The organism is Amycolatopsis sp. NPDC058278 (assembly GCF_042881395.1).
Lineage (GTDB): Bacteria > Actinomycetota > Actinomycetes > Mycobacteriales > Pseudonocardiaceae > Amycolatopsis.
In genome coordinates this window covers 1-12621 of sequence record NZ_JBHVXZ010000193.1, presented here as the reverse complement: position 1 = coordinate 12621, position 12621 = coordinate 1, and the positions used below count along the sequence as shown (strand labels likewise).

The window sequence follows — 12621 nt, the reverse complement described above, 5'->3', positions numbered from 1 at the left end:
GCGTAGTCGAGGTGCGCGGGCACCGCGACGAGGGCGTCCTCGGCGAAGACGGCGTACTCCGCGAGCACGCCGTCGAGCGTGCCGCCCAGGTCGTCCGCGGTCTTCTCCGGCGTACCGGGACCGGCCAGCCAGTCCGGGAAGTACGTCGCCGCCACCCGGTCACCGGTGGTCCAGGCCCGCACCCCCGCCCCGACCGCGACGATCTCGCCCGCGCCGTCGGACAGCGGGATCACGTCCGGCTTCACCGGCTTCGGGTAGAACCCCCTGAAGATCATCAGGTCGCGGGCGTTGACCGCCCACCCGCGCAGCCGGACCAGGACCTGTCCGGGACCGGGCTCGGGCACGTCCCGCTCGCCCAGGACGAGCCCGGCGCCGGGACGGGGCAGGGAAAAGAACTTCACAGCGGCTCCAACAGGTCGGGGACACTCCTCAACGCGGCCAGTGTGTCGAAGCCGCGAGTTCGCCGTCGACGGTCGCCAGCAGTTCCGGGGTGAGCCCGGCGAGCGACGTGGCGAAGTGGCGGACGCCGAGCGAGGCCATGAACTCCCGCTGCCGCGCGTGGGCGGGGCTCGAGGGGAACCCGACGAACCCGGCGCCGTGCGCACGGGCGTCCTCGGCGACCCGGCTGACGTCGTCGACGAACACGATTTCGTCGAAGTCGACGCCGAGCACGGTCCGCGTGATGTGGCCGACGCCCGGGCGGTGCTCGTTGATGCTCACGTACGGCACCTCGGGATCGAGGAGGTCCGCGAAGTCGCCGAGGTGGTGGTCGAAGGTGTGCTCGCGGGTCCGGCCGCCGTAGCAGACCAGCCGCACGGGGAGCTTCGCCAGCGCCTCCAGGCAGTCCCGCGCCCCGGCGGCCACCCGGATCGGGTGCTCGGCCAGGTAGTCCTGCCGCGCGGCCCACAGCTGCTTCAGCGTCTCCTCGGCCGGCTGGTCCAGACCGCAGAGGCGGGTGATCCTTTCGGCGACGACGATGTCGCGCAGCCCGATGACGTCCCGCTCGGCCGCGGCGTCGTACTTCCCGCCGTGCTCGGTGACGAACCGGGCGATCATGGCCAGGTAGGTGTCGTCGATGAGCACGCCGTCGCAGTCGAGCGCGACCACGCGCAGCTTGGCGAACCCGCTCACCGCTGCGCGAACACTTCCCGCGCGGCCGCGATCGCGTTGAGCGCGGCCGGGAAGCCGCAGTAGAACGCCAGGTGCAGCACGGTTTCCACGGCCTCCTGCCGGGTGCCGCCGACGTTGAGCAGCCCGTGGAGGTGCACCTTCAGCTGCGGCAGCGCGGTGCCCAGGGCGACGCAGGCGGCGATCGTGACGATCTCGCGGTGGCGCAGGCTCAGGTGCGGCCGGGTGTAGAGCTCGCCGAAGGTGAATTCGACGATGTAGGCGGCCAGGTCCGGGGCGATGTCCTTCAGTCCCGCGGCGACCTCCTCCCCCGCCTCGCCGTCGACGGCCCGCATCGCCGCCAGGCCGCGCTCGTAGCGGTCCTCGATGCCCGCCCACGGCACTTCGGCGGCCTCTTCGGCCGGTGCCGGCTCCTCGTCGGGCAGGCCGTCGAAGGCCGCCTTCAGCGCCGTCAGGGCGTTGAGCGTGGCCGGGAACCCGGCGAAGGAACTGACGTGGATCACCGCCTCGATCAGCTGACGGCGGGTGCAGCCGACGTTGAGTGCGGCCTTGGCGTGGAACTGCAGCTGGGCACCGGCGTAGCCGAGGGCGGTGAGCGCGGCGACGGTCGCCAGCTGCCGCTCCGGCAGGGGCAGGCCGGGCCGGTGGTAGACGTCGCCGTAGATGAACCCGACGCACTGCTCGCCGAACTCGGCCTCCCCGATGCTCTCGAACAGGTCCAGCACGGCCGGCCGGTCGGCCCCGCCGAGCTGCTGGATGAGTTTCAGGCCCTGGGCGAAGGACGCGGAGCGGTCCTGCTGCTGCAGGTCGGACATCGTGGAGTGGTTTCCTTCCGGATCGGGGCCGGCCGCGGCTCAGCCGAGGTAGGCCCGGGTGGCCTGGCCGGCCTTGCGGCGTTCGAGGGTGCCGATGCGCCCCTGCGCGATCATCGAGTACTCGATGCCGGCGGTGGCCACGGTGCGCCCCTGCTGGCGCACCGACGTCGTGGCGCGGAACTTGAGGTGGGTCTCCCGGCCGACGTCGGACTCGACGATCAGCGACTCGACCGTGGCCGGGAGCGGGAACAGGAAGTCCTGGAAGGACAGGTCGATCCGTTTCCACACCCCGGCGTACGCCGCCGGGGCGAGTCCGGGGCGGATCGCGGTCTCGAACTGGGCGATGCAGATCTGCCGCATCGCCTCGATGATCACGATGCCCTGCACGTGCTCGCCGGTGTGGTGGTCGAGGACCAGCTCGTTGTCGCGGTGGATCCGCAGCTCGGCCCGGCAGTGCGCGGGTGCCGGGCTGTGCACGCCGGCGAGCAGGACGTTCTCCGGCCGGTCCTTGTGGACGACGACGGGCGGTTCGGACGGCCGCCGGAACGCGGCCGGATCCGCCAGGCACACGGTTCCTTCGCTCTTCTCGCAAGCGGTTTCGAGCAGCTCGCCGTCGGCCGCGTCGATGCCCTGGCCGAAGTGGACGATCCAGTGGCAGCCCGGCGCCACCGGACCGCCGGAGCCGAGCAGGGCCAGCAGGCCCGACAGCGTGAACACCCGGTCCTCCCGGGCGAACTGCGCGAAGCGGTCGGCGACCACGACGACGTCCCGCCGCGTGTGCCCCTCGAGCATCCAGGCCGCGCACGGGGTCTTCGGGCACGAGACATCGTGCGGTGCCACCTCGGGGGCCTCCGTCCGGGTCGGGTCCGGCGTCACGGCCGCGCCGAAGGGTGGGCGTCCAGGAGTGCTTCGGCGAGGTTGCGGGCCGTGGCGGCCGACCGCCAGCGCGGCCCGGCCAGCTCGGTGACCATCAGCTTCAGCATGGCGCGCACCATGTCCGGCTGCTTGCCCACGCCCACGTCCAGCAGCGGACCGACCTGCGCGGCGGCGCCGTCGAGGTCGCCGAGCCGCAGGTGGGCGCGGCCCGTGTCGATCCGGATCATCGGATCCATGGCTTCCCAGCGGTTTTCCGTCGTCAGCTTCTCGAAGGCCTCGCGGGCGGTGGTGAACTCGCGCAGCGCGGCCGAGGCCTGCCCGACCGAAAGCAGCGCGTTGCCGGCCATGTAGTGGCGCCGGTCCTTCGTGATGTTGAAGAAGCGGTCCTCGCCGCCTGCCCCCACATCCGGGTCCTCGATGGCCGTCCAGCGCGCGATCGCGTCCAGCACCGGCCGCTCCGCCTGCACCGACGACCAGCCACGCGCTTCGGCGAGGATGAGCGGGGCGTCCGTGAGGCGCCCGCCCGCGTGGTAGTTGAGCCCGTCGGCGGCGAGCTTCGCGGACTCGATGCCGTTCCCGGCCCAGAACGCCACGCGGGCCTGGGACGTGCGGACCCAGCGCCGGGCGAGGAAGTCGTCGGCGTACTGGGTGTAGAGCCAGGCGGCGGAATTGAGCTCGCGCGAGAGCCGGTACCGGCCCAGGTCCCCCGCGATCCAGGCCATCATCGCGCTCGACTTCGCCCCGACGAGCAGGAGGTCCTGCGTCTGCTTCGGCCGCTGACGGCCCTTCAGCAGGGACGCGGTCCGGCCGGCGATCACCGCGAGCTGGCCGAGGATCGAGTCGGGCGCCATGCGGGTGTAGGCGCCGCCGAGGAAGTCGAGGTCCGACCACAGGTCGTCGAGCTGAGCCTCGTCCACGTTGGTCTTCGTGAGCAGGATCGCGTCGCCGAGGGCGCCGGCGCCGATCTCCTCGTCCACCCGGGCCTGGGTGCGTGCCGGCGGCGGCGCCTCGGGCTCGGGGGCCGCGCCGGCCGCGGGCTCCGGGTCGGCGTGGTACTCGGCGAGGTCCTTGGCCGGCAGCTGCTCGAGTTCACGCAGCCCCAGCAGGCACTTCCAGCCGGTGCCGTAGACCTTGGCCAGCACCCGCAGCGCGGCGACCGTGGGCCGGACGCCGCGTTCGGGCCACTGCTCGTACTCCCAGATCCGCGTGCCGCGCATGCCCGCGCGAGGGTCCCCGGTGACGGCGTTGTACTGGTGCGCCGCGACGTCGAGCGAAAGCTCGGACGCCAGCCGCCACGCGGTGCGCGGCGGGATCCGGCATTCGACGATCAGGTTCTTCGCCACCTGGGCCGGGATCGCCTCCTCGGGAAAGCCCAACGCGGTCAGCCGGTCCCGCAGTTGTGCACGGTAGGGCTTGCTCCCTGGTTTGGCCTGTCGACTCATCGTTCATCCAACGATTCCGGAGTACGGGGGCTCCCTCGACGACCCTACCGCAGCGTGAGCGCGGCGGCCCAGTTCGTCACGAGAGCGGAAACCGTGTGATTTCCGAGAAGTTGAGTACGCAACAAGGGTTCCGGGCCCGAAGAGGCGGGCGGACGAGCCGCCTGGGGGAGGTTGGCGCGGCGACTGAGAGCGCTCCCAATTTCCGTCGTCCCCGCCGAATCGTGATCTTGGGGCGGATTTCCGAGAATCCACCCCAACGGCGGCGTCCGGGCCCGCGCACCGGTGGCGCAGTGCGATCGGGACATGCCCTGCACGCCAACGGGTTCGGCCGTTCAGGAGCGTTCAGTGGCGAGGCCGGACGCGCCGGCTGCGGAAAACGGACCACCGGATCGGCCCGCGTCCGGGTCCCTCTTTACAAGCGCGACACACCGGGGTTACCTTTCCGGCGGCTGGAAGCGCTCCCATGCCAGGTCGCCTCGCCAGAACGCGGCCACCACCCAGGGGCGTCGTGGTGCAGGCCACGGCGCCCCTGTCCGCGTCCCCGGAGGAGCCATCCCATGAACAGGTTCGCCGGCGCCTTGGCCGCGCTCTGCCTCGCCGCGGCCGGTACCACCGCGATCGTCGTGGCCGGTCCGGCCGCCGCCGCCCCCGCGTGCTCGGTCGCCTACCACGTCAACCAGTGGCAGAGCGGGTACAACGCCGACATCACGGTGACCAACGGCGCCACCGCGGTCTCCTCCTGGACACTCACCTGGAACTACGCCGGGAACCAGTCCGTCACGTCCGCGTGGAACGCCACCGTCCGCCAGAGCGGGACCGCGGTCACCGCGCAGAGCCTGTCCTACAACGGCGCGCTGCCCGCCGGCGGCTCGGTCTCCTTCGGCCTCCAGGGCACCTACAGCGGGACGAACGCCACGCCCACGGACTTCGCGCTCAACGGCGTTCCGTGCGGCGACCCCGCTCCCCCGACCTCGACCACGCCGACCACCCCCACCACGACCACCCCCACCACGACGACGCCCACCACACCGACCACGACGACGTCCGGGCCGCCGCCCGCCGGCTGCGCGAGCGCCGCGATCTGCGACGACTTCGAGCAGCAGACCGGCACCACCCCGGGCGGCCGCTGGACCGTCGGCGCGGCCAACTGCACGGGCACGGGCACGGTCGCCGTCGACACCGCGGTCGCGCACTCGGGCTCCCGCTCGGTCAAGGTCACCGGCCAGGGCGGGTACTGCAACCACGCCTTCCTCGGCACCAGCCTCACCGGCGTCGGCTCGGGCCACCTCTTCGGCCGGTTCTGGGTCCGGCACACGACGGCGCTGCCCACCGGGCACGTCGCGTTCATGGCCATGCGCGACACCGCAGACGGCGGCCGCGACCTGCGCGCCGGCGGGCAGAACCGGGCGCTGCAGTGGAACCGCGAGTCCGACGACGCGACGCTCCCCGCGCAGAGCCCGGCCGGGGTGGCCCAGAGCGTCCCCCTGGCGACCGGCACCTGGTCGTGCTTCGAGTTCGAGGTCAACGGCGGCGCGGGTCAGCTGCGGACGTGGCTGAACTCCGCCGAGGTGCCCGGCCTCGTCGTCGACGGCGTGCCGACCCCCGACATCGACCAGCAGTGGCTCAACAAGGCCTGGCACCCCGCGGTGACCGACCTGCGCCTCGGCTGGGAAAGCTACGCGGGCGACGCCGACACGCTGTGGTACGACGACGTCGCCGTCGGCACCTCGAGGATCGGCTGCTGACCGGCCGGGCTACCGGCCGAGGACGCGCTCGATCCCGGCCAGCTCGTCGTCGGTGAACTCGAGGTTCCCGGTGGCCGCAACGGTGTTCTCCAGCTGGGCGACGCTGCTCGCGCCGATCAGCGCGGAGGTGACGCGGCCGCGGCGCAGCACCCAGGCGATGGCCAGCTGCGCCAGCGTCTGCCCGCGCCCCTCGGCGATGTCGTTCAGCGCGCGGATGGTCGCCAAGGTGTCGTCGGTCAGCCGATCGCTGGTGAGGAACGGGCTGGCACCGGCCGCGCGGGAGTCGGCCGGGATGCCGTCGAGGTAGCGGTCGGTCAGCAGGCCCTGGCTCAGCGGCGAGTAGGCGATCGAGCCGACGCCGTGCTCGTCCAGGGTGTCGAGCAGGCCGTCTTCGACCCAGCGGTCGAGCATCGAGTACCGCGGCTGGTGGATCAGCAGCGGTGTCCTCAGCTCCCGCAACGCGGCCAGCGCGGCCTCGGTCTGCTCGGGCGAGTAGTTCGAGATGCCCGCGTACAGCGCTTTCCCGGAGCGGACGGCGGTGTCGAGCGCGCCCATCGTCTCCTCGATCGGCGTGTCCGGGTCCGGGCGGTGCGAATAGAAGATGTCGAAGTGATCCAGCCCGGTGCGGGCCAGGCTCTGGTCGAGGCTCGCCAGGAGGTTCTTGCGGGAGCCCCACTCGCCGTACGGGCCGTCCCACATCAGGTAGCCCGCCTTCGACGACACCAGGATCTCGTCGCGGTGGGGGCGGAAGTCGGCGGCGAAGTGCCGCCCGAAGTTGGCCTCGGCCGAGCCGGGCGGCGGGCCGTAGTTGTTGGCCAGGTCGAAGTGCGTCACCCCGAGGTCGAACGCCCGGCGCAGCACGGCGCGCTGGACGTCGAGGGGCTTGTCGTCCCCGAAGTTGTGCCACAGGCCGAGCGACACGGCGGGCAGCTTCAGCCCGCTGCGCCCGGCGCGCCGGTACGGCATGTCCGCGTACCGGTCTTCGGCCGCGACGAAAGGCGACATGGTTCTCCTTGTCGAGAGGGACGGCGAGCGCAGTCTATCCGCGCGCGAGGAGCGCGCCGGCGAACGAAGCCGCCGGTGGCAGGCCGGGCAGCACCGTCGCCTGGTAGGCGTGGTAGACGTCCGGTTTGCCGGCCCACACCGTCGCGGCGGGACGGTTGTCCGGGTCGAGCTCGTGGTGCCACGAACCGAGTTCGCGGTCGACGAAGCAGGCTTCGGCGTGCGCGCACCATTCCTCGAAGCGGGCTAGGTAGGCCGGGTCACCGGTTTCCTGGTGCAGCGTCCACGCCGCGGCCATCGCCTCGGTGACCACCCAGTGCAGCCGGGTGCGCACCACCGGCGTCCCGGCGAAGTCGGTCGTGTAGACGAACCCCGGCCGTCCGTCGACGGCCCAGCCGTACCGGACGGCCGCCTCGAACAGCGCGGCCGCGTCGGGCACCAGCCACGGCGGCGCGGCGGTCCCGAGCGCCCGTCCGAGGTGGACGGCCAGCCGCGCCCATTCGAAGAGGTGCCCGATGGTCGCCCCGAACGGGCGGAACGGGTGGGCGGGCTCGCCGCGGTTGAACTCCAGCCGGACGTGCCAGTCCGGGTCGTAGTGCTCCGGGAGCAGCCAGCCGTGCGCGCGGGCTTCGCCGTGGATCAGGCGCTCCACAATGGACAGCGCACGCGCCGCCCACACCGGGTCGCCGGTGACGTCGGCGGCGGCCAGGAAGGCCTCCACGGTGTGCATGTTGGCGTTGGCCCCGCGGTAGTCCTCCAGGCGCGTCCAGCCGCGGTCCCAGACGTCGGCCACGAGCCCGGCCGAGGGCTCCCAGAACCGGCGTTCGACGACTTCGAGGGCCTCGGCCAGCAGCGGCCGGGCGCCTTCGGCACCGGCCGCGGCCGCGCTCGCGGCCGCCAGCACGACGAACGCGTGCTCGTAGGCCCGCTTTTCGGCCAGCGCCGTCGAGGCGTACCAGCCGCCGTGCTCGGCGTCCCGGAGCGGACCGGTGAGCGCCGCGACGCCGTGCGCGACCTGCTCGCCGGCGTCCGCTCCCCGCAGCGACGCGAGCGCGAAGACGTGCGTCATCCGGCAGGTGATCCAGGTCTCGACCGGCCGGTCGAGCACCGGCCGCCCGGCGTCGTCGAGCCAGGCGAACCCACCGGCCGGGTGCGCCGCGCCGCGGGCGAACCCGAGCAGCCGGGCGGGTTCGGCACGCACCCAGGCGGGAACCGAAGACGGACTGTCCACTCTCTGCCTTTCTCCACGGGGCCCGCCCCGTGCGAGGAGCCCCCGTCAACGTAGGCCAAGGCCCCCGCCCCGGCCATCGCGGGCTGTTCCGGAAGTGACCCCCACCGCGTATCCTGACCTTGGAAGCGCTCCCAGTCTTCGACGCACGCAACCCAATGAAGGGACTGACGTGACCAGGAGACGAAGTACCGTCCTCGCCGCCGTCACCGTGCTGCTGGCGAGCCTGACCGCCATCCTGCTGAACACCGGCACGGCCGAGGCGCACGGCGCCATGATGAAACCGGGCAGCCGGACCTTCCTGTGCTGGCAGGACGGGCTCAGCTCGACCGGCGAAATCAAGCCCCAGAACCCGGCCTGCGCGGCCGCGGTGGGGATCAGCAGCGCCAATTCGCTGTACAACTGGTTCGGCGTGCTGCGCTCCGACGGCGCCGGGCGTACCCGCGGGTTCATCCCCGACGGGAAGCTGTGCTCGGGCGGGAACCCGAACTACGCGGGCTTCGACGGGGTCGGCTCATGGCCGCTGACCCACCTGACCGCCGGTGCCCAGTTCGACTTCTCGTACAACGCGTGGGCCGCGCACCCGGGCTGGTTCTACACGTACGTGACCAAGGACGGGTGGAACCCGAACCAGCCGCTCACCTGGGACTCGCTGGAGGACCAGCCGTTCCTGACGGTGGACCACCCACCGGTGACCGGCCAGGTGGGCACGGTGGAAGGCCAGTACAAGTGGAGCGGCGCGCTGCCGTCGAACAAGTCGGGCCGGCACATCATCTACTCGGTGTGGAAGCGCTCGGACAGCGCCGAGACGTTCTACGGCTGCTCGGACGTCACCTTCGACGGCGGGCACGGCGAGGTCACCGGCGTGAAGGACCCGGGCACCGGCACGACGACCACGCCCACGACACCGACGACGCCCACCACCCCGACCACGCCCACGACCCCCACGACCCCCACCACCCCGACGACCCCCACCACGCCGACGACCCCGACGACGCCGGCGGGCTCCTGCATGGCGATGTACGAGATCACCAACCCCTGGAGCGGCGGCTACCAGGCCACGGTGACGGTGATGAACCACAGCAACCGGGCGTACACGAGCTGGCAGGTCGGGTGGACACTGCCCGCGGGCCAGACGATCGCCAGCGTGTGGAACGGCACGCTGAGCCAGTCCGGTTCGGCGGTCACGGTCCGCAACGCCAACTGGAACGGCAGCGTCGCGGCCGACGGCACGACCACCTTCGGGCTGGTCGTCAACACCACGGGAGGCAGCGCGGCGCCCTCGCCGACGTGCCAGGGCACCTGAGCCGTCCTGAGTGGACGAATCGGGAAGGCCGCTTCGGGGAGTCCCTCGAAGCGGCCTTCACCCGTTCGCGGGGCCGGTGCTGCCGCGGGTGATCAGCCGCGGCCGGGAGGCGTAGACGTCGCCGGGGCGCTCCCCCGCCAGCACGTCGTGCAGGACGGAGGCCGCGAGCGCGCCGAGTTCGGCCAGCGGGCGCCGGATCGCGGTGAGCGCGGGGCGGACCAGCCGGCAGAGCGGGGTGTCGTCCCACGACACGACGGAGAGGTCCTTCGGCACCGCCAGGCCGAGTTCGCGCGCGGCCGCGAGCGCGGCCACCGCCAGGTCGTCGGTGTCGCACAGCAGCGCCGTGGGCCGGGGGCGCGCGGCCAGCACCCGGCGGACCGCGTCGGCCGACGGTTCGGGGTGGACGGTGCCGGGGTGCGGGAGCCCGGTCGCCGCCGTGGTGAACGCCCGCCGCCGCGCCGCCGGGTCGGCGAACACCGCCGCGCCCGCGATGCGGACCACGTGCCGGTGCCCCAGCGCCGCGAGGTACGCCAGCGCTTCGGCGGCGCCGGTGACGTCGTCCACGAGCACCGAGGACACGCCCGGCACGCCGCCCGGGCCGCCGAGCACGACCGCCGGCAGGCCGATCCGCACCAGCTCGGCCGCGCAGCCCGGCGCGGTGAGCAGCACGCCGTCGACCCTCCGCTCGGCGCGCCAGCGGCGGTAGACGGCCAGCGCGGCGTCGCGGCCGGGGGCGACCTGCAGCAGCAGCTCGCCCTCGAACCCGTCGAGCAGGGCCGGGACGAACACCTCCAGGGGCCGGTCGAGCACCAGGCCGAACGCTCCGGACCGGCCGCCGGACAGCGCCCGCGCGGTGCTGCTGGGTGACCACCCGAGTTCCCGGGCGATCTCGGTGATCCGCCGCCGGGTGGCCTCCGAGACGCCGGGGCGGCCGTTGAGGGCGTAGGAGACCGCGCCCTTGGAGACGCCGGCCTCCTTCGCGATGTCGGTGATCGTCGGACGCTTCATCGCAGCCTTCCTTCGCGCCACGAGTCCGGGCGCCACGAGCCCGGAAACCGCAGGTCTCGAAACCGCCGGGGCCGGAGCGCGCGGTCCGTGTTCGCGCGGACACCCGCCGTCGCGCACCTTGACACCCGCCGCACCGGGAAACAAGACTCGCTCCGGGAGCGCTCCCAGCCAACGGGGGCCGGGAGCGTGCCGCGGATGGGGAGTGCGCGCGCATGAGGCAGATCCGAAGACAACCGGCGTTCGCCGCCGTCGTCGTCTTGCTCTTCCTGATCGGGGGATGCGGACCGGACACGCCGGAGCGGATCACGCTCACGGTGTCGACGTTCGGCCAGTTCGGCTACGAGGACCTCATCCCCGGCTACGAGTTCACCCACCCCGGGCTCACCATCCGCCAGGTCCGGGCCGAGCAGGGCGGACCGTACCACCAGGACCTGCTGGACAAGCTGCAGAAGGGCCAGGAGCTCGCCGACATCCAAGCCGTCGAGGAGGGTCACCTCGCCGACGTGCTCGCTTACGCGGACAAGTTCGCCGACCTGGCCGAGATCGGCCCGCCCGACGTGAAACCCGGCCGGTGGCTGGAGTGGAAGTACGAGGCCGGCCGCAGCAAGGACGGCAAGCTCGTCGGCTACGGCACGGACATCGGCCCGCTGGCCATGTGCTACCGCAAGGACCTGCTCGAAGGGGCCGGGCTGCCCACCGACCCGGGCTCGGTGAAGACGATGTTCGCGACCTGGGACAGCTTCTTCAAGGCCGGCGAGAAGTACGTCCAGCGCTCGCACGGCAAGCCGTGGTTCGACTCCTCGGCGCAGATCTTCAACGCCAAGGTCAACCAGCTCCCGGTCGGTTACCTCGACCGCGAGAACCGTTCGACGCTGGAGACGAACACCGCGCTGAGGGACGCCTGGAACCAGGTCACCGCCGCGGTGAAGCAAGGGCAGTCGGCCGGGCTCACCGCCTTCGAAGACGACGGCAACAACGGCCTGCGCACCGGCGCCTTCGCGACGAAGGTCTGTCCGTCGTGGATGCTCGGCATCATCGAACAGCAGGCCGGGGTCGGCAACGCGGGCAAGTGGGCGATCACCGACGCCTTCCCGGACGGCGGCGGCAACTGGGGTGGTTCCTACCTCACCGTGCCGGCCTCGAGCCCGCACCAGAAGGCGGCCGCCGCGCTCGCCGCCTGGCTGACCGCGCCGGAGCAGCAGCTGCACGCGTTCCGGGTGAGCGGGAACTTCCCCAGCCAGGTCGAGGCCTTCACCTCCCCGGACCTGCTCAGCGAGATGAACGGCTACTTCGGCGGGGCGCTGAGCGGCCAGGTCTTCGTCGCCCAGGCCCGCAAGGTCGGGAAACCGCAGTACAAGGGACCGGGTGACGGCAAGATCCAGGAGGCGGTGATCGCGCCCGCGCTCAAGTCGGTCGAGCAGGGCGCCGATGCCGCCGCCGTCTGGCAGCAGGTGCTGATCGGGGTGCACCGGCTCGTCCCCTGACCGGAAACCCGCTGGTCGGAGCCGGCGGGAACGGGCAAGGTGACGGGCATGGTCACTCCCCTGCCCGAACCCTGGGCGCACCACACGATCCGGCACCCCGGCCCCGGCGACCACCTCCCGGTGCTGGCCGTCCTCGACCGCTGGTGGGGCGGCCTCGGCGGCGAAGCGGGCTCCCGCCAGCGGGCGCTGCTGCTGCCGAAGCTGATGTTCCAGCACTTCACCGGCAGCAGCTTCCTGGTCACCGCGGACGAGCGGATCGTCGCGTTCCTGATCGGGTTCCTCTCGCCGTCTCGGCCGGCCGAGAGCTACATCCACTTCGTCGGCGTCGAGCCCGCCGAACGCGGCCGCGGGCTGGGCGCGGCGCTGTACGAGCGCTTCTTCGCCTACAGCGCCGCGCACGGGCGCTCGGTGGTCCGGGCGATCACGTCGCCGGAAAACAAGGGTTCGCACGCGTTCCACACCCGGATGGGGTTCGTCACCGAACCAGGGCCGAAGGACTTCGATGGGGTGCCGGTCCAGCCCGACTACGACGGGCCGGGCCTGGACCGGCTGAGCTTCCGCAAGGACCTCGGCTGAGCCGCCGGAGG

General features: G+C 72.5%; 12 protein-coding genes. 4 read left to right on the top strand and 8 right to left on the bottom strand.

Going from position 1 to position 12621, the window contains the following annotated elements; translation table 11 throughout:
• From ACFVYA_RS47225 to ACFVYA_RS47205, 5 genes are all read right to left on the bottom strand, one after another.
• A partial coding sequence (locus tag ACFVYA_RS47225) for an alcohol dehydrogenase catalytic domain-containing protein (RefSeq protein ID WP_387054827.1) occupies window positions 1–401 on the bottom strand: 401 nt, incomplete at its 3' end.
• Between the two features lie 28 nt (window positions 402–429).
• The gene (locus ACFVYA_RS47220; RefSeq protein ID WP_387054825.1) at window positions 430–1131 is read right to left on the bottom strand and encodes an HAD family hydrolase; all 702 of its coding nucleotides are present in this window, start codon (window positions 1129–1131) and stop codon (window positions 430–432) included.
• Window positions 1128–1943, bottom strand: coding sequence for a carboxymuconolactone decarboxylase family protein (locus ACFVYA_RS47215; RefSeq protein ID WP_387054823.1), 816 nt, complete (start codon window positions 1941–1943; stop codon window positions 1128–1130). Before ACFVYA_RS47215 ends, ACFVYA_RS47220 begins: the two co-directional genes overlap by 4 nt.
• 39 nt (window positions 1944–1982) lie before the next feature.
• Window positions 1983–2783 (bottom strand): AfsA-related hotdog domain-containing protein, encoded by an 801-nt coding sequence (locus ACFVYA_RS47210; RefSeq protein WP_387054821.1) that lies wholly within the window; start codon window positions 2781–2783, stop codon window positions 1983–1985.
• A 32-nt stretch (window positions 2784–2815) separates the two neighbouring features.
• Complete coding sequence (locus ACFVYA_RS47205) at window positions 2816–4261, bottom strand: hypothetical protein (RefSeq protein ID WP_387054819.1); 1446 nt, start codon at window positions 4259–4261, stop codon at window positions 2816–2818.
• A gap of 557 nt (window positions 4262–4818) precedes the next feature.
• Between ACFVYA_RS47205 and ACFVYA_RS47200 the strand changes: the two genes are divergently transcribed.
• Window positions 4819–6006: a cellulose-binding domain-containing protein gene (locus ACFVYA_RS47200; RefSeq protein WP_387054817.1), complete on the top strand. Its 1188-nt coding sequence runs from the start codon at window positions 4819–4821 to the stop codon at window positions 6004–6006.
• A 9-nt stretch (window positions 6007–6015) separates the two neighbouring features.
• On the opposite strand, the gene ACFVYA_RS47195 is transcribed toward ACFVYA_RS47200, so the two are convergent.
• Window positions 6016–7011 carry an aldo/keto reductase gene (locus ACFVYA_RS47195; RefSeq protein WP_387054815.1) on the bottom strand — a complete coding sequence of 332 codons (996 nt, stop codon included), beginning with the start codon at window positions 7009–7011 and terminating at the stop codon, window positions 6016–6018.
• A 34-nt stretch (window positions 7012–7045) separates the two neighbouring features.
• Window positions 7046–8239, bottom strand: coding sequence for an AGE family epimerase/isomerase (locus tag ACFVYA_RS47190; protein ID WP_387054813.1), 1194 nt, complete (start codon window positions 8237–8239; stop codon window positions 7046–7048).
• 169 nt (window positions 8240–8408) lie between these two features.
• Between ACFVYA_RS47190 and ACFVYA_RS47185 the strand changes: the two genes are divergently transcribed.
• The gene (locus tag ACFVYA_RS47185) at window positions 8409–9542 is read left to right on the top strand and encodes a lytic polysaccharide monooxygenase (RefSeq protein ID WP_387054811.1); all 1134 of its coding nucleotides are present in this window, start codon (window positions 8409–8411) and stop codon (window positions 9540–9542) included.
• A 57-nt stretch (window positions 9543–9599) separates the two neighbouring features.
• Here ACFVYA_RS47185 and ACFVYA_RS47180 read toward each other — a convergent pair whose 3' ends face one another.
• Complete coding sequence (locus ACFVYA_RS47180; protein ID WP_285992346.1) at window positions 9600–10550, bottom strand: LacI family DNA-binding transcriptional regulator; 951 nt, start codon at window positions 10548–10550, stop codon at window positions 9600–9602.
• Window positions 10551–10762: 212 nt separating this feature from the next.
• Between ACFVYA_RS47180 and ACFVYA_RS47175 the strand changes: the two genes are divergently transcribed.
• Window positions 10763–12034: an ABC transporter substrate-binding protein gene (locus ACFVYA_RS47175; protein ID WP_387054809.1), complete on the top strand. Its 1272-nt coding sequence runs from the start codon at window positions 10763–10765 to the stop codon at window positions 12032–12034.
• Between the two features lie 48 nt (window positions 12035–12082).
• On the top strand, window positions 12083–12610 hold the full coding sequence (locus ACFVYA_RS47170; RefSeq protein ID WP_285992348.1) for a GNAT family N-acetyltransferase: 528 nt from the start codon (window positions 12083–12085) through the stop codon (window positions 12608–12610).
• Window positions 12611–12621 lie beyond the last annotated feature (11 nt).